We start from the raw sequence: 25,148 nt of genomic DNA, 5'->3' as shown, positions 1-25,148 counted from the left end.
ACGAGCCCGCCGCTCGCGGTCGCATCGCGATGACACGCACGTGAGCGGGCTACTGCGGAGTCGGCGACACGACGGGCTGTCGCGAGACGGCGTCGAAAACGTAGCCGGCCGACACGGACAGGAACCGCGAGCGGGATCGCGAGCCGGTGGCGGACCACCGGGCGGCGCCGGTCAGGACTCGGCTTCGGCGGCGTTTTCGATCTTCATCCCCTCGAGCTTCTCGGAGATGGTCTCGATTTTCCCGTCCAGGTCCTCGACGAAGTTCTCCGTCTCCTCGGTCTTGATCGCTCCCTGGCTGGACGGTTCGATGAGGTTCTCTTCCTCGAGGACGCGAAGCGAGTAGCGAACCTTGTGGTGCGGGTAGCCGGTCTCGTTCGACATCTTCACGATGCCGATCGGTTCGTTCTCGAGGACCATCTTCAGGACCTGGAGATGACGCTCCAACATGTCCACCTCCTTCTCAAGTCGGTCTATCATGGCATTTGTTAACTTGTCGTTGCCCCTTTTAAAGGTTGCCCTCGGCGGGCACGGGTCACACGTTGCGGTTCGACGTGCGAGGGGTTAACACTTCCCCTCTGGGAGGGAGGCGAGGGATCGTAATCGGTTTATCGACCGGGACAGAAGCCGATCCTGTCATGACCGTTACTATCGTCGGGTCGCAACTCGGCGACGAAGGGAAGGGCGGCGTCGTCGACATCTACGGCGACGGGGCGGACGTCGTCGTGCGATACCAGGGCGGGGATAACGCGGGCCACACCGTCGTTCTCGGCGAGGAGACGTACAAGCTCTCGCTCGTTCCCTCCGGCGCCGTCCGCGGGACGGTCGGCGTCCTCGGCAACGGCTGCGTGGTCAACCCCGAGACGCTGTTCGAGGAGATCGACGCCCTCCGCGAGCGCGGCCTCGATCCCGACGTTCGCGTTGCCGAACGCGCCCACGTGATCCTGCCGTACCACCGCGTGCTGGACGGCATCGAGGAGGAAGCGAAGGACGATCTCGCCGCGGGAACCACCAAGCGCGGCATCGGCCCGACGTACGAGGACAAGGCCGGCCGCCGCGGCGTGCGGGTCGGCGACCTCCTCGATCCCGAGGTGCTGCGCGAGCGCCTGGAGTACGTCGTTCCGCAAAAGCGGGCGCTGGCCAGCGAGGTCTACGGCGTCGACCCCGACGAGGCGTTCGACGTCGACGCACTCTTCGAGACCTACCGCGAGTACGGCGAGCGGCTCGCCGACGAGGAGATGACGGTCAACTGCAGTGACTACCTGAACCGGCGCCTCGACGACGGCGACGACGTCGTCTTCGAAGGGGCCCAGGGGACGGCGCTGGACATCGACTACGGCGTCTACCCCTACGTCACCTCGTCGAACCCGAGCGCGGGCGGGGTCGCGGTCGGCGCCGGCGTCGCGCCCGCCGTCGTCGGCGACGGCGACGTGATCGGGATCGTGAAGGCCTACCTCTCGCGGGTCGGCACGGGGCCGCTCCCGACCGAACTCGGCGGCGTCGAGGGACAGACGCCGGGCTACGACGGCCCGGCCGACGCGGACGACGAGGCGGAGTCGCTCGCGGCCTACATCCGCGACGAGGGCGGCGAGTACGGCACCGTCACCGGTCGGCCGCGACGCGTCGGCTGGCTCGATATGCCGATGCTCCGTCACGCCGCGCGGACGAGCGGCTTCACCGGTATCGTCGTCAACCACGTCGACACGCTCGCCGGCCTCGACGAGGTAACGGTCGGCCATTCCTACACGATGACGACCCGCGACGGCGAGACCCGGGAGCTCGATACAATGCCGCCGACGACCGAACAGTGGGCGCGCTGCGAAGCGAACCTGCGGACGTTCGACGGCTGGCCGGACGTCGACTGGGCCGACGTCGTCGACGCCGGCTGGGAGGGCCTCCCGGAGGCGGCGCGGACGTACCTGACGTACGTCAGCGAGGAACTCGACGTCGACCTCTACGCCGTCGGCGTCGGCCCGGGTCGCGAGGAGACGATCGTCCTCGAAGATCCGTTTGACTGAGGGAAGTGGACTCCAGGGTCCACCGGCGGCCGACGACGCGGTCGGAAACCCCGGCGGACACCTGCGACCGGCGACGCGGCTTCCCGAAACCTTTTGACCTATGCGCGCGGCCTGACGTGTATGAAGGAGTCGCTTCTCGACATTCTCTGCTGTCCGCTCGACAAGCACGATCTTGACCTCGAAGACGCCGAGGGTGACTCGGAGATCGAATCCGGGACGCTCGTCTGTACGGAGTGTGGCGAACGCTACCCGATCGAGGACGGCATCCCGAACCTGCTCCCGCCGGACATGCGCGACGGGACGCCGGCCTGATTCCCGTGTCTCCCCAGACGATCGCGGTCCACGTCGATCGCTACGACGAAGGGGCCATCGACAGTACGCCGCCCTCGATCGAGACCGATCGCTCGTTCGACCTCCACGTCACCAATCACGGCGAACCCGTCCACCTCCACGTCCGCGCCGACGACGAGCTCGCGGACGTCGTCTCGGTCGCGGAGACGAACCCCTACGTCGAATCCGGCGAGTCGATCACGATTCCGGTCCGCGTCGGCGCGCACGAGAGCGACCGATCCGGCGCGGTGGAGCTGTCGACGCGCTTCGGCGCGAACACGGCGGCCATCGACCTGACGCTGACGGGCGGCGTCGATCCGGACGATCGGGTCGACGTCGACGAGCGCCTCGCGTCGCCGCCGGACCGGGGCGAGTCGGCCGACGACGGCGCCGAACGGCGGTCGGTCCCGACGGACGCGCTCGCCCTCGCCGGGCTCGTCGTCCTCGCGCTGGTGGTCGGGATCGGCGCGCTCTCGATCGTCGACGGGCCGGCCGCGATCCTCGGGGGACTCACCGTCCTCGCCGGCGTTCTGGTCGCGGGCTACCTCCTCGCGAGCGGCGACGCCTGAGGGCGCTGCGCCCGGCGACGGCGGATCGCCCACCACCATTAATGTGAGTCGCCGTCCCGGATCGAGACGATGGCCGACCTCGAGGTATTCGTCGACGGGGCAGCGTACGATCGGATCGAGGAAATCGGAGCGCACGCCGCACGGGCCGAGTCGCTCGGCTTCGAGCGCTTTTCGATCGGGGAGACGACGGGCTGGAACGTCGTCCCCGCGCTCTCGATCGCCGCGGACCGGACGAGCGAGATCGAGCTCGGAACGGCCGTGCTCTCGCCGTACGGGCGTTCGCCGGCGATGCTCGCACAGACGGCGTTCGCACTTTCGGACCTGTCGGACGGGCGATTCCGGCTCGGACTCGGCGCGAGTTCGCCGGCGATCACCGAGCGCTGGCACGGCGAGACCTACGACCGGCCCCTGCGGCGGCTGCGCGAGACGATCGACGTCGTCCGCACCATCGCGGAAACGGGGACCTCGGCCTACCGCGGTGCCGTGTTCGACATCGACGGCCTCTCGTACGACCGCGACCCGCCCGCCGAGTGCCCGCCGATCGACGTCGCCGCGCTCGGCCCCACGGCCACGGAGCTGGCCGGCCGATTCGCGGACGGCTGGCTCCCCCAGCTCCTCACGGCGGACGGCCTGGCCGATCGGCTCGAGGACCTTCGCCGCGGCGTCGAACTCGGCGACCGATCGATCGCGGACGTCCGCGTCGCCCCGACCGTCGTCTGCGTCGCGGACCCGGACGCCGACCGGGCCCGCTCGATCGCCCGCTCCGACGTCGCGTTCATGCTCGGTGCGTACGGCCCGTACTACGGCGATTCGGTGGCCGAGCAGGGGTATCAGGACGTCGTCGAGGCGATCAGAGACGCGTGGGCGGATCGCGATACGGACGCGATGGCCGCGGCGCTCCCCGACGACCTGCTCGACGAACTCGCCGCCGCGGGGACGCCCGCGGACGTCCGCGAGTGGGTGGCCGACTACGCGGCGCTCGACGGCGTCGACGCCGTTCAGGTCACGTTCGCGAACGGAATGGACGAGGAAGACAGAGAGCGGACGACGGAAGCCGTCGCCGAGTTCATCGACTGACGACTCGACACGATCACCGACAGCTGTTCGACGATCCGACGCGATCGTAGACGGGCATTCGACGAGCAGGCGGGTCCCCGACGCGGAGGGACTCGCCACCGCCGGATTCGTCAGTCATCGAAGGCGACCTCGCCGTCGGATCGGTTCGCGTCCCACTCGTCCTTCGAGACGCTGTAGCGATTGACCGCCGCGGGCTCGCCGTCGAAGGTGTGCCAGTTGCGAAGCGTCCCCTCGCGGCGCCCGCCGTGGGCCTCGACGTACTTCTCGATCGCCCGATTGGACTTCTCGTTGTCGACGTGGGCCGTGACGGCGACCAGTTCGAGGTCGAGGCGGTCGAACGCCAGTTCCAGCATCGCTGCGGCGCGCTCGCCGGAGTAGCCGCGGCCCCAGAACGGCTTCGAGAGCCAGGTGCCCAGGACCATCGTCCGGCGGTCCCACTCGACGGAACAGCCGGCCGCACCGGCGAGCGTTCCCGCCCCGTCCTCCCCCTCGCGCGGGCGGACGACGTACGTCGCCCCGTCGCCCTCGTCGTACTGCTCGCCGGCGAACTCGACGAACTCGAGGGTGTCCTTCGGCGTCTGGTGTGCGTCCCAGGTGAGATAGCGCGTCACCTCCTCGACGTCCGGGCGGGTGCCGGCCGCCTCGTAGAGTTCGAGGAGGTCCACCGTCTCGGGATGCAGAAGCTCGAGTCGGAGTCGCTCGGTTCGGATCGTCTCGGGAAAGAGATCGGTCATCGCGAGATCACGCTCGCCTCAGGTGTACGAAATCCACGACGTAAGGGTTTCGCTTACGCGCGCTCGTCCGTTTCCCGTTCGTTCGTCCCGGCCAGCGCGTCCGTTTCCCGTTCGTTCGTCCCACTTCGTTCGTCCGTCGCGGACCGATACGCCGCCCGGGTGATCGAGTAGCGATGAAGGTCGAACGGTTCCCCATCGACGACCGTCATATCGCGAAAGCGCCCCTCGTACGCGCCGCCGTAGGCGTCGACGTAGTTCTCGATGGCCCGCTTCGAGCGCTCGTTGCCAGCGGCACAGCCGACCGCGACGCACTCGAGATCGAGTCGCTCGAACGCGAGTTCGAGTAGCGCACCGGCGCGCTCACCGGAATATCCCCGCCCCCAGAAGGGTTTCCGAAGGAGAATGGCCGGTTGGGCCAGGCGCGTCTCCCAGTCGACGTACAGGATCGTCGATCCAGCGATCTCGCCAGCCCCCGGTTCGCCCGATCGCGGTCGTATCAAGTAGGTCACAGCGTCGGCCTCCGCGGCACTCCTGCCCGCGGTGGCGACGAACGCCTTCGAATCGGCCGGCGTATCGGGTTCGTCGACCGGCACGTACTCGTAGACGGTCTCCGGATCGGGATCGTCGGCGAAGGCCTCGTAATGATCGAGCGCGTCGACCGACCCCGGTTCCACGCGTTCCAGCCGGAGCCGGTCGGTTTCGAGGTGCTCGGGAAACAGCTCGGTCATAGTGAGTCGTTCGATCGTGCTGACAATACCGGTTTCGAACGACGTCGGTTTCGAACGTGGTGAAAGCACGGCGCGGAGTCCGGCGCTGTGGCAGCGATGGGCACACCCGACCGGTGCGTGTTTCCGACCGACCCGAGTGCGTCAAGTTGATATCCCGACCGCCCGTGGAATCGGTCAGTGACGGTGACTGACGCAGGCGGTTCGATCTCGCTCGCCGCGGCCGACGCCGCGACGGGCGGTGTCGGGGCCAACCCGTTCGCGAGCCTCCTCTCGTCGTCGGTGGCGTTCGGCCTCGGCGTCGACGACCTGCTCGCCTGGCTCTCGATCGCCACGTTCGTCGCGGCCATCGGCCTCCACTGGCGCGACCGCATCGAGGTGGCCAGGTACGTCGCCGCCGCCGGAAGCGCGCTTTTCGGACTCTACTGGCTCGCGATGGTCCCCTACTTCTGGGGCGAGGTGAACAGCCCGCTCGAAACGCTCCTGGCCCTGGCGGCGTTACCCCTCTGTCTGTACGCGGCCTACCTGCTCCTCTCCGGCCGGGACTCGATGTTCGTTCTCGTCCGCGCGGTGGCGGTGATGGGTATCATCTACCTGCCGGCCGAGACGATCCCCGTCGCCCGCGAGTGGCTGATCGAGACGACGGCCTACCAGACCCACGTCGCGATGGACCTCGTCGCGGAGAGCCCGGGCCTCGAGACCGGCAGCAACGGCTACGAGAGTCGGCTCGCGTTCGATCCCGAGGCGACCGCGACGGGGCGGACGACCTACATCGTCCTCTCGTGTACCGGCCTGGGCAGCATGGCGATCTTCACCGGCCTGATCGCGTCGGTGACGGCGCCCTGGCGGCGGAAGCTGGCCGGCATCGCCGCCGCCGTGAGCATCATCTGGTTCCTCAACCTGGTGCGCAACGTCTTCATCGGCCTGGCGACGCCCCACGGCTGGTTCCAGCAGGGCCCGTTCGTCTACATGGCGACCGAGTGGATGGGGTCGGTCCCCGAGCGGGCGTCGTTTCTCGCCTCGCACAACGTGATCGCCCAGCCGGCGTCAGTCGTCGCGCTCGTCGGCATCGCGTTCGTCGTCATCCGGTTCGTCCCCGAGGTGTTCGACCCGCTCGAGGAGGTCCTGTTCGTCCTCACCGGCGACGAGTACGACCTCGCCGAGGCCTTCGGCACCGCCACCGAGAGCGAAACGGGGAAGCCGACGGCCGACTGACGGTCGGTGATGGCCCCCGACGCCCCCTTCTCATTCGCGGAGCGAGCGGTCTACGTCCGCCCCGCCGAGACGGTCGTCCTCGCGGACATCCACCTCGGCCGCGGCGAGGCTTCGGCCGTCGACGCCCCCATCGACGCGGCCGAGCGCGTCGTCTCGCGCCTGGATCGGCTCCTCGATCGGTTCGAGCCGGAAACGGTCGTCGTCGCGGGCGACCTCCTGCACTCGTTCTCGTGGGTGCCCCGCGGCGTCCGCGAGACGGTCGAACGGATCGAAACTCGGGTCGACGACTCGGGCGCGACGCTCGTCTGCACGCCAGGAAACCACGATCGGATGCTCGAAGACGTCTTCGCGGGCGAGACGGCCGACGCCTATCGACTCGCCGACGGTCGTACGATCGTCAGTCACGGCCACGAGCACCCGGATTCGATCGACGACTCGACGTCCGAGACGAACGAAGCGGCGTCCCCGAGGGACGATTCGACGTCCGAGACGGACGAACCGACTCCCGATACCGACGATCCGGCGAGCCATCGCGACGAACCGGTCACCCGCATCTTCGGGCACGACCACCCGGCGCTGGCCACCGACGGGCGCAAACGACCGTGCTTCCTCTACGGACCGCCGGGTCGTTCCGGGCACGAGGACGCCGCGGGTGAGGCCGACGAACCGGGCGTCCTCGTCCTACCCGCGTTCTCGCAGCTAGCTCGAGGCACGAAGATCAACGATCGCCCGGCGCGGGACTTCCAGTCGCCGTTGCTGTCCGACGTCGACGGGCTCTACCCGATCGTCCGAGACGACGACGCCGGCGAGACACACTGGTTTCCGCGCCTGGGGAAGTGCCGCCACGTCCTGTGACGGCGCCGGTTCCGGCCATCCCGACCGGTCCCAACAGGTCTTTGCCGGCCGACCGCACACGCCCCGGTATGGAGACCACCGACGCGTTCATCGGCCTCGCCTGTATCGACTGCGAGCGGACGTACGATCCGGCCGAGGGGACCCACCGCTGTGCGGACTGCGGCGGCATCCTCGACCCGCAGTACGACTACGACGCGATCGACGTCGATCGGGAGACGTTTCGCGGGCGGCCGTTCGACTCGCTGTGGCGCTACGCCGAGTTGCTGCCGTTCGAGCGGGACGTCGCCGTCACGATGGACGAGGGGGCGACCCCGACGGTCGACTGTCCGACGCTGGCCGACGAACTCGGCGTCGACACGCTGCTGATCAAGGACGAGGGCCGGAATCCGACGGGCACGTTCAAGGATCGCGGCGCGTCGATGGCCGTCACCGCCGCGACGCAGCACGGCGCCGAGGACGTGGTCCTTCCGTCGGCTGGCAACGCGGGCCAGGCCGCCTCGGCCTACGCCGCCCGCGCCGGCCTCGAATCGCACGTCTTTCTCCCGTCGCGGGCCGGGTTCACCACCAAGGCGATGGTGAACGTCCACGGCGGCGACCTCACCGTCAGCGGCGGCCGGATCGGCGACGCCGGCGCCGCCGCGGCGGACGCCCAATCAGAGCACCCCGACTGGTACTCGCTGTCCTCGCTGGTGACGCCGTACCGCCACGAGGGCAAGAAGACGATGCTCTACGAACTGATCGAGCAACGCGACTGGACGGTTCCGGACGCGATCGTCTACCCCACCGGTGGCGGCGTCGGCCTCGTCGGAATGTACAAGGCCGCCCTGGAGTGGCGCGAGCTCGGCCTGATCGACGAGCTACCGTCGTTCTACGCCGCCCAGGCGACGGGCTGTGCCCCGATCGTCGAGGCCTTCGAGGCCGGTCGGGACGAGCACGACCCCGTCGAGCACCCCGACACCATCTGCGGCGGCATCGAGATCCCCGACCCGGGCGCCAGCCGGTGGATCCTCGAAGCACTGGGCGAGACCGACGGCGGCGCGGTGGCGACCGACGACGGCGAGATCCTCGACGCGGCCGTCGCGGTCGCCCAGCACGAGGGCCTCGAGATGGCACCGACCTGCGCCGCGGCGGCCAGCGGCGCCTGGGCGCTCGCCGAGTCCGGCGAGTTCGACGCGGACGACACCGTGGCGATCGTCAATACCGGTACCGGAAACAAGGACGCGGACGTCCTGCGGAGCCACCTGATGGGTCAGGGCATCTGACCCGCGACGTCGCAGAGCGGATCGCGGGCGACAATCAGTCGCTGTGCACGTCTGGGGCGGACCCCAGTTACTCAGCCGGTCGAATCGGTCGACGAATCGTCGCCCCCGTCGTCGGAGTCGGCTTCGTCGTCGGCCGGCGGCCCGCGATCATCATCGTCCGGCGGCCCCTGATCGCCCTCCTCCGGCGGGGTATCGTCATCACCGGAATCGCCCTCCGACGGACCGCCGTCACCGCCATTACCCGGTTTCTCCGCGGGCGGGCCGCGCTCGCCGTCCTGGCCCGGCGGGCCCGATCCGTCGATCCCCGGCGGGTTAACCCCGCTCAGGTTTCGGGCGACTGCGGCCACCTCGGGCCCGGTCAGATCGGAGGCGTTGCCGCGTAGCCGCTGCAGCCTGGCGGTATCGACGCCGACGTCGGTCGCCCGTCGTTCGACGTCGTCGATCGACTCGTTCAGCGAATCGAGTTCGACGGCCAGTCGCGTCAGTCGCGCCTCGCGCGCCCGTTCGGGGAGGGCGGTATCGTTTTCGAGCGCGCGCATGCGCTCGCGGATCGACTCGTACGTCGCTTCCAGATCGCCCGTCCGGTCGGTCACCGCCGTGGCTTTGTCCTCCGACCGGTCGAACGACGCCTCGAACATCCCGCGGTCGACGTCGCCGCTCGCCTCGGCCGTGCTCTGGTGCATGAAGGTCCCGAGCTCCTCGCCCATGGACCGCTCCGGTGCCCCCTCGTCACCCGATGTCGAGTCGACGACGGCGACGCCGCCCACCGAAATCGTCGTGATCGTCACGAGGACGAGACAGCCAACGGCGGCGAAACCCCATCGGTTCATCGACAGATCCTTCTCGATACCACCAATAAAAGATGACCCTTCGTTCGGACCGTTCAACATCGTTTTCGAACGGTGGTGTGGCCGTCCAACGGACTCGGGAACGGCGGGTCGAGGCACCCGTACCGATCGGATCGGGCGGTGTGAACCGTCCAGCCGCGACCATCGCTCGCACCGTGGCCGACAGTAGCTGCTGATGCATCGATCGGGACGAACGGCGATCACCGCACCGAGACGACGCCCCACTGCGACGGCGACTGCGCTGAAAGTCCTTCAACATAACCTTACTCGCAAAACGGTTATCCGTTCCCGGTTCTTGATACCACATAGCATGTTCGAGCGGTTCTCGAAGAGCTACTACCTGGGTCGCCTCTACGTGACCCCGGGCGCGGGCGACCGCGTGACGATGGACCACGCCCAACACGAGCGCGTCAACGAGCAGCTCTACGCAACCGGCGAGGGGGCCGAGCGCCTCGATACGCCGGTCGTAATGAAACTCGAGGGCCAGCACTTCCCGGTCCACGGCAGCGAGTCCGTGCCGACGAACACCCTCTCGGTGCCGGCCGACCTCCTCGAAAACACCGACATCGAGAATCCACCCGAGCTCGCCTCGGTCCTGCTCGCAAATCGCGATCGGGCCAGACAGCTCCTCGAATACGCGGGCTGGAATCCGGATCAGCCGATCGACGAGGACAACGCCGTCGACGACGGCGTCGACTGGGACGGTCCCGTCGGCACCTGAGGCCGAGACCGCTGCGAGACAGGATTCGCGGCGCGTCGATCGCACTTCCGCGATCCGAGCCGGCGGCGATCGGTTCGATCGGAGCAGTCGCTACGACGTGTCGCAGTCCGTGGGAAAGAAGTGTCGACCATCGCTCGGAGCGATGGTGACAGGAATCGTTATTTGCGGGTGAGATTCGTCGCGCGCGGTCCCTTCGGGGACGATTCGATGTCGAACTCGACTTCCTGACCCTCTTCGAGGTCCGGACCGCCGACGTCCTCCATGTGGAAGAAGACGTCCTCGTCGTCGTCTACCTCGTCGTCGTCCGTCGAAATGAAACCGTAGCCGCCCGTGTCGTTGAAGAAGTCAACTTTACCGTTTGCCATTACGGAAATAGGTTGAGCGCGGTCGCGTATAACACTTCCGAGGGTCGCAGTACCACGACACCCCCGTACCCCCGCCTCGGCCGGACGAACGACACTCGCTGTCACACGCGAGGGCCGCTCGATCGCAACGGCCCGTCGGTCCCGGTAGGCCCCTCGTTATCGCAGGCAGATATTTACGACGCGATACCGAGGTGAGACGTGCACCGCCATGAAACCGTGCCAAAGCTGCCAGACGGTCATCGACGAGTACATCCTGGACAAACAACTCGAACCCCTGCGCGAGCTCACGGCCGACGACTTCAACGTCTGTGCGGACTGCGCGACCATCGTCGCGGACGCGTGCGTGAAGTGCGGCGGCGCGGTGTACGTCCCCCGAAGCGAATCCGGTACCCCCGACTACTGCCCGGCGTGTCGATCCGACCTCATCGACCGCACCGGCCACGATCCCGGCTGGATGTGCGACCGCGCGTCCACCTGATCGGACGCGCGACCGCGATTTTTTGCCGATGCGCTCGAACGAGCAATGCCCATCCTACAGCGTGTCGAAGATCGCGCTCCGCCGCGGTATAGCGGGAATACGTGCCCTCGCCGTTCCGGTACCTAGAAGTGTTGCGGGGACGCCATTGCGCTCGATGTCCAGGCTGGACGCGTTGCTCGGGCGGGCGTCGCTGAAAGAGCGCATTGCGGAGCTCGAAGCCGACCTCGAGGACCAGCGAGCGCGCTACGAGGCCGAGTCCGAACGGCGCCGGGAGGCCGTCAGGGGGCGCCAGCGGGCCGAGGAGCGGGTCAACCGCCTCGAAGACCGGATCGCTCAGCTCGAGGGGGAGCTGGAACGTACCGACGCGGGCGACCGCGCGCCCGAGCCGCGTCGCCGGGAGTCGCTTCGCGGCGAGCGGGCGGCCGCGGTACTCGATCGGCTCCGCTCGATTCGGTCGGATCCCGAATCCGTCCTCACCGCCTGGGTATCGGAGGCCAACGCCGTTCCCGGGCCGGTCGAATCGCTCCTGGGCGAGCGGGCTCGCCTCGCGGCAGCCGTCGCACCCTGTCTCGTGGTGGCCGACGACGCCGAAGTCGTCTCGGTGGCGCTGGACCCCCCGATCGAGCCCGCGATCGACGCGGTCTGGGCGGATCGGCCCCGCCTCGAGTCCGGCTGGTTCCGCCCGACCGGCTCGTTCCGGTTCGCACTCGTCAGGGCCGATCTGTTCGCCCTCGGGACCTACGAGGGGACCGAGCAGGTCGACTTCGTCGGCTTCGAGAGCGACGTGAAGAGCGCCCACTCGAAGGGCGGCTTCTCGCAGGCTCGCTTCGAACGCGTTCGCGAGGGGCAGATCGACGACCACCTGGACGCCTCGCGGGAGGCGATCGAGGCGACGCGAAGCGAGTCAGGCGTCGAGACGCTCTACCTCGTCGGCGAGCGGGACGCCGTCGACGCCCTGGCCGACGCCCTCGACCCGGCCGCCACCGGGACCGTCGACGCGACCGGGAAGCCGGCCCCGGCGCTCGAGGACGCGTTCCGCTCGTTCTTCACGACCGAACTCGTCGCACTCTGAGGCCGGTCGACGGATCGGCCGACACTCGCGAGCGGTCGATCGAGACCGGCGACCGCGAGTCAATCGGCCGACGCCCGCGACCGCAGGTCGGTCGATCGAACCACGGGCCCGTACCGCGCCCGGTCGCGAATTCCCGCCGATACTCGAATCGTTAAGTGGGCCCTCGGCAATGGGCCGAGTATGCGCGTCACCATCCTCGCACACGAGCAGTTCCCCGACCGGGCGAAGACCGCCCAGGGCATCTTGCGGTACGCCGACTACGACGTGGTCGCCGTCCTCGACCGCGACCGGGCCGGCGAGCGCGTCGCCGACCACGTGCCGGACGCCCAGGACGCACCGATCGTGACGGGGATGGACGACGTCGACGAGCCGGTCGACGCCCTGATCGTCGGCATCGCCCCGATCGGCGGGGGCTTCGACGAGTCCTGGCGCCCCGACGTCCGAACCGCGCTCGAACGCGGCTGCGACGTCGTCTCCGGCCTGCACTACTTCCTCACCGAGGACGAGGAGTTCGCCGCGCTGGCGGCCGCCCACGACGCGGAGCTCTGGGACGTGCGCGAACCGCCCGAGGATCTTTCGGTGAGCGAGGGCGTCGCGGCCGACATCGACGCCGAGATCGTCTGTACGGTCGGCACCGACTGCTCGGTCGGGAAGATGACGGCGACGATGGAACTCGTCGACGCGGCCCGCGAGGCGGGCCACGACGCGGCGGTCATCCCCACCGGCCAGACGGGCATCATGGTGGAGGGGTGGGGCAACCCGATCGACCGGGTGATCAGCGACTTCACCGCCGGCGCCGTCGAGGAGATGATCCTCGAGAAAGGTGACGAACACGACCTGCTCGTCGTCGAGGGCCAGGGCAGCATCGTCCACCCGGCCTACTCCGCGGTCACCTGCGGCATCCTCCACGGTGCGATGGCCGACCGACTCGTCATGTGTCACGACGCCACGCGCGAGTCGATCCACGGCTACGAGTCGTTCGACCTCCCGCCGATCGAGACCTACGTTTCCCTCTACGAGTCGCTGGCCGCGCCCGTCCGCGAGAGCGAGGTTGTCGCCGGCATGCTCGACACCCACCACCTCGAGGGCGACGACGCGGCTCGCGCGGCGCTGTCTGACTTCGAGGACGCGGTCGGCGCGCCGGCGACCGACCCGATCCGGTACGACGCCGCCGAGGTGCTGGAGGCCATCGTATGACCCTCGAGACGAGCGTCGAGCGCGTCTCGCTCCCGCTCGAGTTCCCGTTTACGATCGCCCGTGGCACCTCGACGGAGACGGCGAACGTGATCGTCCGGATCGAAGACGAGGACGGCGTCGTCGGGATCGGCGGCGCGGCGCCCTCGACGCACTACGGCGAGACGGCGGCGACGGTCGAGGCCGTCCTCCCGGACCTGCTCGCCGTCGTCGAGGACGCGGGCGATCCCCACCAGCTCGAACGGATCGAGCGGCGCATGCGCGAGGCGGTCGCCGACAACCCGGCCGCCCGGTGTGCCGTCTCCATCGCCCTGCACGACCTCGTCTGCAAGCGACTCGACGTCCCGCTGTATCGCTACTGGGGGCTCGATCCCGATCGGACGGTCACCTCCTCGTACACGATCGGCATCGACGACACCGAGACGATGGCCGAGAAGACCGAGACCGCGCTCGAGCGCGGTCACGACACGCTGAAGGTCAAGCTCGGCACGGACCGCGACGTCGAGATCGTCGAGACGATCCGCGACGTCGCCCCCGAGGCCCGCCTCTACGTCGACGCCAACGAGGCCTGGACGCCGAAGGAAGCCGTCCGGAAGATCGAGCGCTTCGCCGCATACGACCTCGAATTCGTCGAGCAACCCGTCCCCGCCGAGAACCCGGAGGGACTTCGCTACGTCTCCGAGCACAGCCCGCTTCCGATCGCGGCGGACGAGTCGCTGCTGACCGCCGCCGACGTCCCGCGGGTGGCCGATCGCTGCGACGTCGCCAACCTGAAGCTGATGAAGTGCGGCGGGTTGCTGGAAGCCAGGCGCATCGTCCACGCGGCGCGAGCCCACGGCCTGCAGGTGATGTGTGGCTGTATGTCCGAGTCCAACGCTTCGATCGCGGCGGCCTGTCACCTCGCACCGCTGCTCGACTACGCCGACCTCGACGGCTCGCTCCTGCTGGCGGACGACCCGTACGACGGCGTCCCGATGCCCGGCGGCCGGATCGACCTCTCGGCGGTGACTCGGGCGGGGACCGGCGTTCGAGAGGCGTAGGCACGGCCGTACGGAACCGAGCTCACGGCCGGGACGTCTCGGCGGACAGGCCGCCCCCGACACCGCATTTTTATGTCGATACGGCCGGAATCGGGCGGTGATGAGCCAGTTGACAGCGGACCTGCAATCGGCCTACGAGGCGGCGGGGTACGACGTGAGCGAGGTAACGCAGAACCGCGACCGCGTCCGGATCGTCCTCGCCGAGGACGTCGGCGCCGACGCGGCCCGCGAGGTCGTCGACGAGACGCTCGACGAGGCGCCCCGGTTCGGCGTCAACGTCTCGACGGAATCGATCGAGGGTCACGACGGCGTCAGCACGGTCGTCTCCTTCCGGTCGGCGAACTGACGATCCCGAGCCGTCGAACGCGCCCGCGGGTCGCGATCAGCCGAGATCCTCGTCCCGGCCGGATCGTCTGAGGATGAACGGACCCATCGCCAGCGTTCGTTTGGCGATCGTCGTGATCCGGAGGATGTAGACGATGAAGACCACGAACGGGGCGAGTCCGACGACGACGCCCGCGCTGGTCACCCAGACGAGATTGTCGACGCCGAGCGTCGACCCGGGCAGGGTGCCGGCGTCGAGGTACATCAGCATCGTCACCATCACCGACAGCGCCGGAACCGCGATGTACAGCAGGGCTCGCGAGAGGTTTATCAGCTCCCACTGGAAGTACAGCGTCTTGAAGTGCTCGCGGGCCGGGCCGAAAAACGTGAGCAGTTCGATCACATCGGAGAGTTCCTCGTCGGCCGTCTCGGAGAGTTCGTCCCCGTGGTCGGCCCGGAGCTTGCGCGCGTCGTAGATCTTTCGCGAGTAGTTGAACCGGAGCGCGTGCCAGATCACCTCGAACGTGCCGAACTGGGCGTCCTCCAGCGAGCCTTTGACGGTCCGCGCGTTCTCGACGACATCGTCGACGTAGCCGTCCACCAGTTCATCGATGTCGTCGCCGTGCGACGGATCGTTCGCGACGACCGACTGGAGGTCCGTCGCCTCGTCCTCGATCCCGTCGACGAGTTCGTAGAGGAAGGCCGCGGGTTCCGGCGGCGAGGCGTCCTCGTCGAGTTCGGATTCCAGGTCGCGGCGAAAGTCCATGGAATCCCGCATCCGCTCGCGCTGGTCGCCGACGGCGCCGAGTTCCTGCGAGAGCACCAGCTGATTGATCGTGACGACGATCGACGTCCCGGTGATGATCGCTCCGATGAACGCCGAGAAGATCCAGAACGTGCCGTTGTTGGTCGCGATGATGGACCGAAGCGACGGCAGACCGAGCTGACTCAGCCCGACCAGCGCGAGGAAGATCACGAGCGAGATCGCTCCGGCGAAGACCCAGCGGTCGAGCCGGAGCAGGAGGTACAGCCGGATCCCACCCAGTCGATCGGTCGATTCGCCGCCGTCGGTCAGCAGCTGCGCGCGTCCCATCGAACCTGCGTGTCCCGTCCACGACCGCGAACAAAAGTCCCCGCCCGGTACCGGCCGACAGCCGGCGCCGTGGACCGCTTCGACGTCCGTCGGCGCGGAGTTAGCGCGGGTCTTTCGGTTCCACGCCGTAGAGCTCCTGCACGCGTTCGACGACCGTCCCGTGAAAGCCCACGAGGATCGCGACCGAACCGACGATGATGGCGATCTCGAGCGGCGAGGACATGAGCCCCAGCGCGACGATGAGCGTCGTCGCACAGGCCGCGGGGTGGTTCGTGTCCGACCAGAGCATTCCCACCGTGGTCAGCACCATCGCGAGGAGCCCGGAGAGGACGAGCCGACCGACGGCCGGCGAGAACGGCGTCCCCGCCCGGAAGACGTCGACGGCGACGAGGCCGTCCGCCAGGGCGACGTACGTGACGAATCCGGCGACGGCCGCGATGGCGTGGCCGCCGACGACGTGATACGCGCCCTCCGCCCGCGGATTCTCGCCCGTCGCGAGCAGGTACGCCGACGGACCGAGACTCGGGAAGAGGATCGGCTGGCCGCTCGCCCACGCCAGCCCGCCGAGCAACGTGACGTGTAACGCGACGTTGATCCCCGCGCTGACGTCGTCCCTGATCCCCATCCGGCGGGCCAACGCCCCACGACGGAATAAGTAGGCGGGCGGTACACGACGGGGTCGTCGTTCGGCGGGCGGTCCGCCGGTTACCGGTCCCGGCCACCGTCCGATTCCGTCACGTCGAACGGCCCCTCGTCGGGATCCTTCGTCGGCATCATCGGACCCGTCGAAGCCGTTCGGCGGGTGATCGTCGCCGTCCGCAGGATGTAGGCGACGAGTAACGAGACCGGCGCGAAGACGATCGCGACGACGGTGCTGACGACGTACGGGAAGACCCCGAACGAGACCGTCGGACCGGTGATATCCGCGTAGAAGAAGCCGAGTAACACCGCCGACAGGATCGACGGCACGCCGACGACGATCGTCAGCTGCGAGAACCGAGTCAGCTCCCGCTGCAGGTAGGTCGTCATGAAGTGTTCCCTGGCCACGGCGAACAGCCGCAGGCCGGTGAGAACGTCGTCGAACGCGGCCGTCGCGTCGTCCGAAAGCGCCTCGTCGTGGGCGGCCCTGAGGTACGACCCGGCGTACCGGAACCAGTCGTCGTCGAAACGGGCGCTGAGCGATAGCGCGTCGAACGAACTGAACGAGGTTCGGTCGAGAGCGTCGTCGAGCTGGTCCGTCTCCCGGGTCAGTTCCGCGACGTAGCGCCGGATCGGCGTTCGAACGACCGCGTCAGCCCCGTCGACCATCGACTCGAGCGCGGTCGCCCGACGGGCGATCGTTTCGGCGAGGAGTTCGAGCAACTGGGCCGGTGCCGCCGGCGCCGCGGGTGCGCTCGCCAGCGTCGCGACCTGCTCCCGAAACGACTCGACGCCCTCCAGCCGGTCCTCGGCGGTCCCCGCGGCCACGAACTCCCGCGAGAGGATCAGCTGATTGATGGAGACGACGAGCGTCACGAGCGAGAACGTCCCGGCGATCATCCCGCTTGCCACCCGGGTCATCGAGTTCGCGTTGGTGAACGAGATGATTCCGACGGCTTCGAGCACGAGCACCGACAGAAAGATCGCGACGGAAAGCAGCGTCGCGACGACGAGTCGGTCACCGTCGAGGAGGAACCACTCGCGACCCCGAACCAGCGGGCCCGCGTCGTCGGTCGGCGCAACACCGCCGGGCGCCGGGTCGCGAGAATCGCCGCTGTCGGCGTCCGCTCCCATCGGGCGTGGCTTCGACGGACGGGCAGAAAAGCGTCGGCGTTGCAACGAGTGGACGGCGATCGGGTGATCCGGCCACGAGCGATCCGGATCCCGGCTTCGGGCGATCCGACGCGCCGGTCGCGGACGATCCGCGAGCGACCGTCACGACGAGCGCGTTCGAGGATCCAGCCCCAGCAGGGTCCACACTGAAATGTTTCCGCGTTGTCGACGGTCACATGCGGAACGGGGCCGATTCTCGCCGCGGGAGACGACGCCTGTTGTACGGCCTGGGAACGGGCCTCGCCGGGTTCACCCTGACCGGCTGTCTCGATAGCGGGCGGGTCGGGTACGAATCGGGCCCGGTCCCGGACGTCAACGGGAGTAACCGGTCGACGCGGGAGCAGATCGCCGCCGTAGCGAGCGCCACGACGAGTACCGTTCAGGGCGTCTCCCCGCTCGAGACGCTCTCGCTCGACGATCACGGGTTCGTCTTCGAGGACGGCTATCAGGGCTCGACCGTCCAGGGGAGCGTGCTGAATCGCGCCGACGAGCGCGTCGAACTCGCCGAAGTGCGCGTCCGGGTCTACGACGAGAGCGGCGCGCAACTCGGCCGATACTTCGCCCGGACCGGCGACCTCGACGGCGGGAGTACGTGGTCGTTCACCGTGATCGTCCTCCAGCCGCCCGCCCGACTCGATCGCTACGAGATCGCCGTCCTCGGGACGCCCGGGTGACCCTGGACGGGACTGAAGAATACAATCGGGCGCCCGAGCGTCGGTCGACCCGATCGAGAGAGAGAGAGAGAGAGAGTGTGTGTGTGGAACCGGACGGTCGCCGTTACTGACTCTCTTCTTCCTGCAGTTCCGAGAGTTCCGCCTCGACGTCCTCGTCGACGGCCGGTTCCTCGGTCGCGGTTTCGGTCGCGTCGGTCGCAGCGTCGGCCGACTCGCTCGTGGCCTCGGTCTCGCTCGCGCCGACCTCCGCCTTGAGCGTCTCCAGTTCGGCCTCGACGCCGCTGTCGGTGGAGACCTGCTCGAGTTCGCGGTCGATCTGGTCCTTGTCGGACATGACGTCCTCGAACGCGCCCGACTCGCGCAGTTCGTCCATCGCGGCCGATCGAGCCTCCATGTCCTGCGTCTTCTCCTCGGCGCGCTCGATGGCCCGGCCGACGTCCTCGAACTCCTCGCCCGTCGCGGTCATCGCCTCGTTGACCGTGGTGCTCGCCTCCGCCGCCTCGTAGCGGGCCTTCATCGTCTCCTTCTTGGTGCGGAACTCCTCGATGCGCGACTGGAGTTCGTCCTTCTGCTCGATGAGCTGGTCCTGCTGGTTCTGGAGGTTCGAGATCTGGCGCTCGAGCTCCTCGATCTGGTTCATCTTCGTCTTCTTCTTCTCCAGGGCCTTGCGCGCCAGATCCTCGCGATCCTGCTGGACCGCGGTGCGGGCCTGGTCGTTGTGCTTCTCGACGTTCTCCTCGAGGCGGCGTTTCTGCATCTCGAGGCGCTTCTTCTGCGTCGTCAGGTCCGCGATCCCCCGCTTGACCTGCTGGAGTTGATCGCGCATCTGCTCGTAGGAGTAATCGAGCGTCTGCGTCGGATCCTCCGCCCGGTTCAACACCGAGTTGAGCTTCGACCGGATGATGTACGACGTCCGAGAGAGGATGCCCATACTGGTAGCTGTTGTTCCCGTTACTTAAAAACATCACACACGTTCCCCGAGGACGCCGGTCCGTCGACGACCGGGGACGGTTCTTCGGCACGGTGTCGCGCCGGCGCCGCGTCGGTACGACCGTCGCTCCGCCGTCCGAATCCCCGCGTTGAAGGGGTCGAGCCTCGAAGCGGCGATATGGATCGAATCCGCGGTGGGGAATCGATCGTCGTTCCCGGCGCGCGCGACGTCCGCGGGACGATCGACGGCCCGGACGACCCCGACGCCCTCGTCGTCGCCTGTCCGCCCTACCCGAAGGAAGGGGGATCACGGACCGACGCCCGGTTACGGGCCGTCGGCGACGCCCTCGCGACCCGCGACGTCGGCTGTCTCCGCTTCGATTACGGCCCCTGGGACGAGGGCTACGGCGAGTGCGAGGACGTCAGGAACGCGCTCCGGTGGGCGGCCGCCCGCGTCGAGACCGTCGGCTGCTTCGGGTTCAGCTTCGGCGGCGCGGAGGCGATCCTCGCCGCCGCCTCGGTCGACGTCGACGTGGCCTGCGTCTCCGCGCTCGCGCCCACCGCGAGCCTCGGCGACGATCTCGAGGTCCCGTCGGCCATCGACGACCTCGACGGCGGGGTCGCCCTGCAGGTCGTCTACGGGACGCGCGACGACGTCGCGGACTGGGAACCCGTCGTCGAGGCCGCTCGCCGTCGCGATGCCGCCGGCCGCCGCGACACGGAAGTCGTCGAGTGGTCGGCCGACCACTTCTTCGTCGGCCAGGAGGAGAGAGTCGCCGCGGACGTCGCGGACTTTCTCGCCGAGCACGCCTAGGATCGGCCGCCGCTGGCTACGAGCCAGGGTCGCCCCGGGAGGGACTCCCGGTCCGACGAAGCGCGGTCAACCGCCGGCCACGACATCGGACCCCGGACGACGAAGCGGACACGCTCATGGGGGACGAAGTGGTCGGTTCTCCGATCGCGAATGACCGCACCACGGACCGAACCGTCGGCGGCGTCGACCGAGAGTGGAGCGTCGGCGACCGACGGTGGGGCGATCGAGAGTGGAACATCGGCGACCGACGACGAGGTGACCGAGACGATTCGATCGGAAACGAGCGTTCTCGAGGGTCCGACCGCGCTCGCGGGGCTAGCGGATCGCTTGCGCGAGTACGACCTCGTCCTCCTCGGGGAGGCGTCGCACGGGACGTCGGAGTTCTACCGGTGGCGATCGTGGCTGACCGCCCGGTTGCTGCAATCGCGGCGACGCGCCTACGTCTGCGTCGAAGGCGACTGGGCGGACTGCTACGCGGTGAACCGGTACGTCAAGGGGCTGGACGGCGCCGAATCCGCCCGCGACGTGCTGGACGGGTTCGACCGCTGGCCGACGTGGCTGTGGGCGAACTGGGAAGTCGTCGACTTCGCGGAGTGGCTCGCCTCGCACAACGAGTCCCGCGAGGCGGGCGAGCGGGCGGGGTTCTACGGCCTCGACGTCTACGGCCTCTTCGAGTCGATGCGGGCCCTGATCGACGCCCTCGAGCGGATCGACCCGGACGCGGCCGAGGACGCGAGACGCGCCTACCGCTGCTTCGAACCCTACGGCGAGGACGCGCGCGAGTACGCGCAGGCTATCCGGCTCGCGCCCGAGTCGTGCGAGGACGAGGTCGTCGACGCGCTCGCGTCGCTCACCGAAGACGGGGGCGAGTACGGCGATTCGCACCCAGACGAACGGTTCAGCGCCGAGCAGAACGCCCTCGTGGCCAAGAACGCCGAAGCGTACTATCGCTCGATGGTCGGCGGCGGTGCCGACTCGTGGAACACCCGCGACCGACACATGGCCGAGACGCTGGACCGGCTGCAAGAGCACCACGGCGAGGACGCGCTGGGGATCGTGTGGGCGCACAACACGCACGTCGGCGACGCTCGCGCCACGGACATGGAGCGTCGCGGCCGCCTGAATCTGGGCCAGCTCGCTCGCGAAGAGCTGGCGGGCGACGTCGCGCTCGTCGGCTTCGGCTCCCACCGCGGGGAGGTCGTCGCCGGCGAGCGCTGGGACGCGCCGATGGAACGGATGCCCGTCCCGCCGGCCCGACGCGGCAGTATCGAGGAGCGCTTCCACCGCGCCGACGGGCGGGACCGCCTGCTCGTGACGGACGACCTGCCGTCGGACTCGGTCTTCGACGAGGAGCGCGGACACCGGGCGATCGGCGTCGTCTACGACCCGGATCGCGAGTCCGGGAACTACGTCCCGACGGTGCTGGCCGAGCGCTACGACGCGTACGTTCACGTCGACGAGACGACGGCGCTCCATCCCCTCGCGAGGCACGCGGATCGCACCGGCGTCCCGGAGCTCTATCCGTGGGGGCTGTAGGCACGGTCCGACGGCGGGTGAGGCGATCGATAGAAGGCAGGCAGGACCGATGCCGGGTCCAGCGATGCGAGGGGAACGCCCCGGTTCGCCGCGTGAGGGTGTCACCGATCCGGTCGCCGTCGGTCCCGGCGGTCCGCGAGCACCCGCCGAATCTGCTTGCCGGGGCCGCCCTCGATCGGCCAGCCGCGCGAGCGCCAGGCCGGCGGCTCCGGTTCGAACGCCGAGCAATCGCCCGAACACTGGCGGGCGGTCTGCTGACAGTCCTTCGCCCGACAGTAGGGGAGGATCTGGCCGTGCGTTCTCGTCTCGAAGTGCCGGCAGTCGGGTCGCATCGAGTCGACGAACGATCGAAATCCTCGCTCGTAGGCGCGTTCGGCGATGGCCAGGCGTTGCGCGTCCTTCTCGGCCCGGTCGACGTACTCGAAGCGGGCGGCGGAGGCGTCGTGTGCGCTTCGGTCCGGTCGTTCGAGGATGCGCGTTCCCGGCCGATCCGCCGCGAGCGTTCGGGGGTACCAGGCCACATCGGCCGACAGCGTCTCCGGATCGAGTTCGAGGATCCCCGCCTCGACGGGGACGTCCTCGAAGAGCGCCGGCGAGATCCGCTCGTCGGTCGCGCGCGTCGCGATCCACACCTCGTCGGCCAGGCCGAGCGCGACGTCGTGTTCGAGCTGGCCCGACAGCGCCCGCGCCGCGCTCGCGTCCAGGTCCGGCTTGTTCTCGATCGCGATCACCCGGTCGACCCAGTCGGGATACGGCCACCGGCGACGGATCTCGATCCGGTTCCCCCGGCGACGGGTCTCGAGGATCCCGCGATTGTCCGCACGGTGGATCGACTCCCGGACGTAGCGCCAGGGGTAGCCCGGATCCGGCAGCGCGTCGCGATAGTAGGCCCACTCGGCGGGCGCGTATCGGCACACGTCGAGGAGGTCGCCGTCGAGGCGGTCGGAGCCGAACCGGGCGCGCTCGCGGAGGCCGTCCGGATCGCACTCGATGACGACGGTGTCCCAGCGTCGCCGTTTCGTCCCGAGCTGGCGCGAGACGACGACGGGGACGGACCGGTCGCCGTCGGGCGGCCAGCTATCCTCGGCCCACCGACAGGTCCGCAACTCGAAGCCGAACTCGCTCGCGTCGTAGTCCACGGCGAGGTATTCGGCCCGACGAGCGAAAGCGTTGCGTCTCGGCGAGCACAGTATCACACTCGGTTGCCCACTACGCGACGCGGGTGGTACGACAGAGGGAAACGACAAGAACGGAATGACCCGGCTGTAGACGGGGCGGCCTCCTGGGTCAGTAGCGTGCGTGGCTCCGGCGTGCTGTGGAGAAGAATAATTTTTCCGCGAAACTATTTATTCCTCCACGGCCTACGAGGGACCATGGCCGCCGATTCGTGGGACGACGTTAACGAACGCACGAAAGCGGTGTGGAAGGCGGATACGACCCCGTTCGAACGGGTCTATGCCATCGTCGAGGGAACGCACGGCGGGCAGCCGGCAGCTCGAATTGCAGAACGGGCGCTCGTAAGCGAGCCGACGGCCCGGCAACACTGTAAGACCCTCGTCAACACCGGGTTCGCCGAGACCGAGTCCGACGGGCAGACGACGCTGTACAAACGAAACAGCGACCGGGTGCTCGATGCGCGGATTCGCGAACTCCGGAACGAGGCCACCAGGGACGAAATTCTCGACGGCATCGAACGGATGAAACGAGAGATTCGGGAGTATCAGGACCGGTACGACGTCGTCACGCCCGAAGCGCTCGCCCGTGAACTCGAGGCCGACGAGGGTGGCTGGGACGATCTCAGCGCCTGGCGGACGACCCGAACCAACCTCGCGGTCGCCCAGGCGGCGCTCGCCTACGACGAGGCCAGTCACCAGCTCACCGCATGAGCGACGACCGATCCGGTGCGTTCGGGCCGATCTACCTCCCCGCACTCCAGCGCATCCGAACGATCTGGCTGGACATCGAACCGCTCGTCGACTCGACGTCGTTCGACGATCCGATCGCACCGACCGAACTTCGGATCGAACTCGCTGACGGAATCGGGACCGCCGACGCGGCCCGCCTCGACGTGCAGTGGAGCGAACTGGATATGTATTCGTTTCACTACGTCACCGCCAAGGACGTCAACTGGCGGTTCGACCGTCATCCCAACACCCATTCACCGGAGCGTCACTTCCATCCGCCGCCGGACGGGTCGGTTGCCGAACCGTCCTGCATCGAGGGGACGGAAGTGTCACTGGTCACCCGAGCCGTTCACGCGCTGTGGCGTGGGGCATACGACGCCGACGATCAGACGCGGTTGAACAGCCTCTCGAACCCGCCGTAGTCGATAAACAGCCGCTTCGAGGATCGAAGCGTCGTCGGTCGCAAATCGATCACCGGAACGGTGCCGTCGCTGCGGGTCCCAGGAGGCGATCGTCTCGTCCGCTTCGACGATAACCGGCACGCGCCGGCGTCGTCCACACCGCTCGTTCTCAGGCCTCCTGTTCGTCTTCCAGCTGGTCGATGTGTTCGTGTGCCTGTTCCAGGATCTCGCGCGGCCCGTCCTGGGTGACGGTGTTGATCGCCTGCTCGTAGTCGCGCCACTGGAGGTCTCTGTGTTCGTTCGACAGTTCCGCGCTCGCTTCGAACGAGCGGGCGATGAACAGGTGGACCGTCTTGTGGATGGTCTCACCGCCCGCCTCGAAGACGTAGCTGTAGTCCTCGCGGAAGCCGTCGAGTAGTCTGAACTCCTCGATCCCTGCCTCTTCTTTTACCTCGCGGATCGCCGTCTGCTGTAGTTCTTCGTCTCCCTCGACGCCGCCCTTCGGAAACTCCCAGTCCCCGGGGCGACTCTTGAGCAGAAGATACTCGCGCCGGCCCCGCGTGTCGCGGAAGAGGATCGCGCCTGCGCTCGTAGCTTCGACTGCCATTAGAGGCATTATCAGCCGAGCCGTTATGAGAATATCGGACGACCGATCGAATTCGAGAATTGAGCGATCGAATTCGGGGTGACGGCCGATCGATCTCGGGAGATTTTTACCTGCGCCCCGTGGACTAGGGTGATAGTCATGACCTTCGTCACCGGACTCACCCTCCAGAGCGGGGACCGGACCGCGCTGGACGGCGTCGTCGAGGACATCAAGCACACGGCAGAGCGGAAGGGTGTGGCGCTGAAGGGGCCACACTCCCATCCGCCGAACCACCTGCACGTTCCGCAGTACCGCCGGCTCTGCGCCGACGACGAGCGCCACTACGACGACTGGTCCTACACCGTCTTCACGCGCGAACTCGAGATCCACGGCCACCAGACGTTCGCCCGCAACGTCGCCGGCCGAAACTTCCCCGACTCGGTCCACATCGAGGTCGAGGTCGAACAGATCCACGGGATGGGGCGGGCCTGAGTCCGGGTCGCTCGCGTTCCCGCGTCCGTACCCCGCCGCGATTCGCCGGAGTCGGCACGATTTTACGTCCGATCGCCCTCTA

Annotated in this window: 30 protein-coding genes; 19 read left to right on the top strand and 11 right to left on the bottom strand. The window is 68.3% G+C overall.

All coding sequences use genetic code 11. The features are described 5' to 3' along the window. Positions 1–171: 171 nt before the first annotated feature. Positions 172–477: a hypothetical protein gene (locus MXA07_RS07125; protein ID WP_247731352.1), complete on the bottom strand. Its 306-nt coding sequence runs from the start codon at positions 475–477 to the stop codon at positions 172–174. Positions 478–635: 158 nt separating this feature from the next. Between MXA07_RS07125 and MXA07_RS07120 the strand changes: the two genes are divergently transcribed. The 4 genes from MXA07_RS07120 (at position 636) to MXA07_RS07105 (ending at position 3,991) form a co-directional block, all read left to right on the top strand. After that, complete coding sequence (locus tag MXA07_RS07120; protein ID WP_247731351.1) at positions 636–2,015, top strand: adenylosuccinate synthase; 1,380 nt, start codon at positions 636–638, stop codon at positions 2,013–2,015. A gap of 120 nt (positions 2,016–2,135) precedes the next feature. Continuing rightward, on the top strand, positions 2,136–2,327 hold the full coding sequence (locus MXA07_RS07115; protein WP_247731350.1) for a methytransferase partner Trm112: 192 nt from the start codon (positions 2,136–2,138) through the stop codon (positions 2,325–2,327). A gap of 5 nt (positions 2,328–2,332) precedes the next feature. Beyond that, complete coding sequence (locus MXA07_RS07110) at positions 2,333–2,914, top strand: DUF7524 family protein (protein ID WP_247731349.1); 582 nt, start codon at positions 2,333–2,335, stop codon at positions 2,912–2,914. Positions 2,915–2,983: 69 nt separating this feature from the next. Further along, positions 2,984–3,991: a TIGR04024 family LLM class F420-dependent oxidoreductase gene (locus tag MXA07_RS07105; protein WP_247731348.1), complete on the top strand. Its 1,008-nt coding sequence runs from the start codon at positions 2,984–2,986 to the stop codon at positions 3,989–3,991. A 110-nt stretch (positions 3,992–4,101) separates the two neighbouring features. On the opposite strand, the gene MXA07_RS07100 is transcribed toward MXA07_RS07105, so the two are convergent. Further along, entirely contained in the window at positions 4,102–4,725 is a 624-nt protein-coding gene (locus tag MXA07_RS07100; protein ID WP_247731347.1) for a GNAT family N-acetyltransferase, read from the bottom strand. A gap of 53 nt (positions 4,726–4,778) precedes the next feature. Beyond that, complete coding sequence (locus MXA07_RS07095) at positions 4,779–5,453, bottom strand: GNAT family N-acetyltransferase (RefSeq protein ID WP_247731346.1); 675 nt, start codon at positions 5,451–5,453, stop codon at positions 4,779–4,781. Positions 5,454–5,636: 183 nt separating this feature from the next. Here MXA07_RS07095 and artA point away from each other — a divergent pair, with 183 nt between their 5' ends. The 3 genes from artA to MXA07_RS07080 all read left to right on the top strand — a co-directional run bounded on the left by artA (position 5,637) and on the right by MXA07_RS07080 (position 8,782). Then, a complete protein-coding gene (gene artA, locus MXA07_RS07090; RefSeq protein WP_425492200.1) occupies positions 5,637–6,665 on the top strand; it encodes an archaeosortase A in 1,029 nt (342 codons plus the stop codon). Between the two features lie 9 nt (positions 6,666–6,674). After that, positions 6,675–7,520 carry a metallophosphoesterase gene (locus MXA07_RS07085; RefSeq protein ID WP_247731345.1) on the top strand — a complete coding sequence of 282 codons (846 nt, stop codon included), beginning with the start codon at positions 6,675–6,677 and terminating at the stop codon, positions 7,518–7,520. Positions 7,521–7,588: 68 nt separating this feature from the next. Further along, complete coding sequence (locus MXA07_RS07080) at positions 7,589–8,782, top strand: threonine synthase (RefSeq protein ID WP_247731344.1); 1,194 nt, start codon at positions 7,589–7,591, stop codon at positions 8,780–8,782. Positions 8,783–8,853: 71 nt separating this feature from the next. On the opposite strand, the gene MXA07_RS07075 is transcribed toward MXA07_RS07080, so the two are convergent. Further along, positions 8,854–9,612, bottom strand: a complete 759-nt coding sequence (locus tag MXA07_RS07075; protein WP_247731343.1) for a hypothetical protein — start codon at positions 9,610–9,612, stop codon at positions 8,854–8,856. 328 nt (positions 9,613–9,940) lie between these two features. On the opposite strand from MXA07_RS07075, the gene MXA07_RS07070 reads away from it, so the two are divergent. Beyond that, positions 9,941–10,351, top strand: a complete 411-nt coding sequence (locus MXA07_RS07070; RefSeq protein ID WP_247731342.1) for a DUF5802 family protein — start codon at positions 9,941–9,943, stop codon at positions 10,349–10,351. Positions 10,352–10,509: 158 nt separating this feature from the next. On the opposite strand, the gene MXA07_RS07065 is transcribed toward MXA07_RS07070, so the two are convergent. Next, positions 10,510–10,716 carry a cold-shock protein gene (locus MXA07_RS07065; RefSeq protein ID WP_247731341.1) on the bottom strand — a complete coding sequence of 69 codons (207 nt, stop codon included), beginning with the start codon at positions 10,714–10,716 and terminating at the stop codon, positions 10,510–10,512. Between the two features lie 208 nt (positions 10,717–10,924). On the opposite strand from MXA07_RS07065, the gene MXA07_RS07060 reads away from it, so the two are divergent. The 5 genes from MXA07_RS07060 to MXA07_RS07040 all read left to right on the top strand — a co-directional run bounded on the left by MXA07_RS07060 (position 10,925) and on the right by MXA07_RS07040 (position 14,846). Beyond that, positions 10,925–11,194: a DUF7571 family protein gene (locus MXA07_RS07060; RefSeq protein ID WP_247731340.1), complete on the top strand. Its 270-nt coding sequence runs from the start codon at positions 10,925–10,927 to the stop codon at positions 11,192–11,194. 154 nt (positions 11,195–11,348) lie between these two features. Next, complete coding sequence (locus MXA07_RS07055; RefSeq protein WP_247731339.1) at positions 11,349–12,266, top strand: Vms1/Ankzf1 family peptidyl-tRNA hydrolase; 918 nt, start codon at positions 11,349–11,351, stop codon at positions 12,264–12,266. Between the two features lie 180 nt (positions 12,267–12,446). After that, complete coding sequence (locus MXA07_RS07050) at positions 12,447–13,463, top strand: N-acetyltransferase DgcN family protein (protein WP_247731338.1); 1,017 nt, start codon at positions 12,447–12,449, stop codon at positions 13,461–13,463. Beyond that, a complete protein-coding gene (locus MXA07_RS07045) occupies positions 13,460–14,500 on the top strand; it encodes a dipeptide epimerase (RefSeq protein ID WP_247731337.1) in 1,041 nt (346 codons plus the stop codon). The genes MXA07_RS07050 and MXA07_RS07045 overlap by 4 nt, the downstream gene beginning before the upstream one ends. A 100-nt stretch (positions 14,501–14,600) precedes the next feature. Beyond that, positions 14,601–14,846 carry a hypothetical protein gene (locus MXA07_RS07040; protein ID WP_247731336.1) on the top strand — a complete coding sequence of 82 codons (246 nt, stop codon included), beginning with the start codon at positions 14,601–14,603 and terminating at the stop codon, positions 14,844–14,846. 36 nt (positions 14,847–14,882) lie between these two features. Here the strand turns inward: MXA07_RS07040 and MXA07_RS07035 are convergent, their stop codons facing one another. The 3 genes from MXA07_RS07035 to MXA07_RS07025 form a co-directional block, all read right to left on the bottom strand. After that, complete coding sequence (locus tag MXA07_RS07035; protein ID WP_247731335.1) at positions 14,883–15,917, bottom strand: DUF7972 family membrane protein; 1,035 nt, start codon at positions 15,915–15,917, stop codon at positions 14,883–14,885. Positions 15,918–16,017: 100 nt separating this feature from the next. Continuing rightward, entirely contained in the window at positions 16,018–16,542 is a 525-nt protein-coding gene (locus MXA07_RS07030; RefSeq protein ID WP_247731334.1) for an HPP family protein, read from the bottom strand. An 80-nt stretch (positions 16,543–16,622) separates the two neighbouring features. Beyond that, entirely contained in the window at positions 16,623–17,690 is a 1,068-nt protein-coding gene (locus MXA07_RS07025; protein ID WP_247731333.1) for a DUF7972 family membrane protein, read from the bottom strand. A gap of 215 nt (positions 17,691–17,905) precedes the next feature. On the opposite strand from MXA07_RS07025, the gene MXA07_RS07020 reads away from it, so the two are divergent. Continuing rightward, positions 17,906–18,403: an FxLYD domain-containing protein gene (locus tag MXA07_RS07020; protein WP_247731332.1), complete on the top strand. Its 498-nt coding sequence runs from the start codon at positions 17,906–17,908 to the stop codon at positions 18,401–18,403. Positions 18,404–18,506: 103 nt separating this feature from the next. Here the strand turns inward: MXA07_RS07020 and MXA07_RS07015 are convergent, their stop codons facing one another. Next, positions 18,507–19,334, bottom strand: a complete 828-nt coding sequence (locus tag MXA07_RS07015; protein WP_247731331.1) for a PspA/IM30 family protein — start codon at positions 19,332–19,334, stop codon at positions 18,507–18,509. A gap of 177 nt (positions 19,335–19,511) precedes the next feature. Between MXA07_RS07015 and MXA07_RS07010 the strand changes: the two genes are divergently transcribed. Together MXA07_RS07010 and MXA07_RS07005 are read left to right on the top strand one after the other, a co-directional pair. After that, complete coding sequence (locus MXA07_RS07010; protein WP_247731330.1) at positions 19,512–20,147, top strand: alpha/beta hydrolase; 636 nt, start codon at positions 19,512–19,514, stop codon at positions 20,145–20,147. A 150-nt stretch (positions 20,148–20,297) separates the two neighbouring features. Further along, on the top strand, positions 20,298–21,683 hold the full coding sequence (locus MXA07_RS07005) for an erythromycin esterase family protein (RefSeq protein ID WP_247731329.1): 1,386 nt from the start codon (positions 20,298–20,300) through the stop codon (positions 21,681–21,683). Positions 21,684–21,784: 101 nt separating this feature from the next. On the opposite strand, the gene MXA07_RS07000 is transcribed toward MXA07_RS07005, so the two are convergent. After that, positions 21,785–22,822 carry a DUF5787 family protein gene (locus MXA07_RS07000; protein ID WP_247731328.1) on the bottom strand — a complete coding sequence of 346 codons (1,038 nt, stop codon included), beginning with the start codon at positions 22,820–22,822 and terminating at the stop codon, positions 21,785–21,787. Between the two features lie 234 nt (positions 22,823–23,056). Here MXA07_RS07000 and MXA07_RS06995 point away from each other — a divergent pair, with 234 nt between their 5' ends. Together MXA07_RS06995 and MXA07_RS06990 are read left to right on the top strand one after the other, a co-directional pair. Then, positions 23,057–23,569, top strand: a complete 513-nt coding sequence (locus tag MXA07_RS06995) for a winged helix-turn-helix domain-containing protein (protein ID WP_247731327.1) — start codon at positions 23,057–23,059, stop codon at positions 23,567–23,569. Then, positions 23,566–24,009: a toxin-antitoxin system TumE family protein gene (locus tag MXA07_RS06990; protein WP_247731326.1), complete on the top strand. Its 444-nt coding sequence runs from the start codon at positions 23,566–23,568 to the stop codon at positions 24,007–24,009. Before MXA07_RS06995 ends, MXA07_RS06990 begins: the two co-directional genes overlap by 4 nt. Before the next feature lie 148 nt (positions 24,010–24,157). On the opposite strand, the gene MXA07_RS06985 is transcribed toward MXA07_RS06990, so the two are convergent. Next, positions 24,158–24,595, bottom strand: coding sequence for a bis(5'-nucleosyl)-tetraphosphatase (locus tag MXA07_RS06985; protein ID WP_247731325.1), 438 nt, complete (start codon positions 24,593–24,595; stop codon positions 24,158–24,160). Between the two features lie 138 nt (positions 24,596–24,733). Here MXA07_RS06985 and MXA07_RS06980 point away from each other — a divergent pair, with 138 nt between their 5' ends. Beyond that, positions 24,734–25,066, top strand: a complete 333-nt coding sequence (locus tag MXA07_RS06980) for an uS10/mL48 family ribosomal protein (protein ID WP_247731324.1) — start codon at positions 24,734–24,736, stop codon at positions 25,064–25,066. The last annotated feature ends 82 nt before the right edge of the window (positions 25,067–25,148 follow it).

Origin of the sequence: Halovivax limisalsi (assembly GCF_023093535.1) — an archaeon.
Classification (GTDB): domain Archaea; phylum Halobacteriota; class Halobacteria; order Halobacteriales; family Natrialbaceae; genus Halovivax; species Halovivax limisalsi.
Note: the sequence above shows the minus strand (reverse complement) of the source record. Positions and strands in the feature narration are given on the sequence as shown.

Bases quoted from the DNA above. Each gene is read 5' to 3' on its own strand.
- MXA07_RS07055 (WP_247731339.1), top strand. From the start codon at position 11,349: ATGTCCAGGCTGGACGCGTTGCTCGGGCGGGCGTCGCTGAAAGAGCGC.
- MXA07_RS07100 (WP_247731347.1), bottom strand. From the start codon at position 4,725: ATGACCGATCTCTTTCCCGAGACGATCCGAACCGAGCGACTCCGACTC.
- MXA07_RS07075 (WP_247731343.1), bottom strand. From the start codon at position 9,612: ATGAACCGATGGGGTTTCGCCGCCGTTGGCTGTCTCGTCCTCGTGACG.
- MXA07_RS07050 (WP_247731338.1), top strand. From the start codon at position 12,447: ATGCGCGTCACCATCCTCGCACACGAGCAGTTCCCCGACCGGGCGAAG.
- MXA07_RS07065 (WP_247731341.1), bottom strand. From the start codon at position 10,716: ATGGCAAACGGTAAAGTTGACTTCTTCAACGACACGGGCGGCTACGGT.
- MXA07_RS06995 (WP_247731327.1), top strand. From the start codon at position 23,057: ATGGCCGCCGATTCGTGGGACGACGTTAACGAACGCACGAAAGCGGTG.
- MXA07_RS06980 (WP_247731324.1), top strand. From the start codon at position 24,734: ATGACCTTCGTCACCGGACTCACCCTCCAGAGCGGGGACCGGACCGCG.
- MXA07_RS07095 (WP_247731346.1), bottom strand. From the start codon at position 5,453: ATGACCGAGCTGTTTCCCGAGCACCTCGAAACCGACCGGCTCCGGCTG.
- MXA07_RS07085 (WP_247731345.1), top strand. From the start codon at position 6,675: ATGGCCCCCGACGCCCCCTTCTCATTCGCGGAGCGAGCGGTCTACGTC.
- MXA07_RS07105 (WP_247731348.1), top strand. From the start codon at position 2,984: ATGGCCGACCTCGAGGTATTCGTCGACGGGGCAGCGTACGATCGGATC.
- MXA07_RS07045 (WP_247731337.1), top strand. From the start codon at position 13,460: ATGACCCTCGAGACGAGCGTCGAGCGCGTCTCGCTCCCGCTCGAGTTC.
- MXA07_RS07025 (WP_247731333.1), bottom strand. From the start codon at position 17,690: ATGGGAGCGGACGCCGACAGCGGCGATTCTCGCGACCCGGCGCCCGGC.
- MXA07_RS07120 (WP_247731351.1), top strand. From the start codon at position 636: ATGACCGTTACTATCGTCGGGTCGCAACTCGGCGACGAAGGGAAGGGC.
- MXA07_RS07040 (WP_247731336.1), top strand. From the start codon at position 14,601: ATGAGCCAGTTGACAGCGGACCTGCAATCGGCCTACGAGGCGGCGGGG.
- MXA07_RS07115 (WP_247731350.1), top strand. From the start codon at position 2,136: ATGAAGGAGTCGCTTCTCGACATTCTCTGCTGTCCGCTCGACAAGCAC.
- MXA07_RS06985 (WP_247731325.1), bottom strand. From the start codon at position 24,595: ATGGCAGTCGAAGCTACGAGCGCAGGCGCGATCCTCTTCCGCGACACG.
- MXA07_RS06990 (WP_247731326.1), top strand. From the start codon at position 23,566: ATGAGCGACGACCGATCCGGTGCGTTCGGGCCGATCTACCTCCCCGCA.
- MXA07_RS07030 (WP_247731334.1), bottom strand. From the start codon at position 16,542: ATGGGGATCAGGGACGACGTCAGCGCGGGGATCAACGTCGCGTTACAC.
- MXA07_RS07015 (WP_247731331.1), bottom strand. From the start codon at position 19,334: ATGGGCATCCTCTCTCGGACGTCGTACATCATCCGGTCGAAGCTCAAC.
- MXA07_RS07020 (WP_247731332.1), top strand. From the start codon at position 17,906: ATGCGGAACGGGGCCGATTCTCGCCGCGGGAGACGACGCCTGTTGTAC.
- MXA07_RS07060 (WP_247731340.1), top strand. From the start codon at position 10,925: ATGAAACCGTGCCAAAGCTGCCAGACGGTCATCGACGAGTACATCCTG.
- MXA07_RS07070 (WP_247731342.1), top strand. From the start codon at position 9,941: ATGTTCGAGCGGTTCTCGAAGAGCTACTACCTGGGTCGCCTCTACGTG.
- MXA07_RS07080 (WP_247731344.1), top strand. From the start codon at position 7,589: ATGGAGACCACCGACGCGTTCATCGGCCTCGCCTGTATCGACTGCGAG.
- MXA07_RS07010 (WP_247731330.1), top strand. From the start codon at position 19,512: ATGGATCGAATCCGCGGTGGGGAATCGATCGTCGTTCCCGGCGCGCGC.
- MXA07_RS07005 (WP_247731329.1), top strand. From the start codon at position 20,298: ATGACCGCACCACGGACCGAACCGTCGGCGGCGTCGACCGAGAGTGGA.
- MXA07_RS07125 (WP_247731352.1), bottom strand. From the start codon at position 477: ATGATAGACCGACTTGAGAAGGAGGTGGACATGTTGGAGCGTCATCTC.
- MXA07_RS07035 (WP_247731335.1), bottom strand. From the start codon at position 15,917: ATGGGACGCGCGCAGCTGCTGACCGACGGCGGCGAATCGACCGATCGA.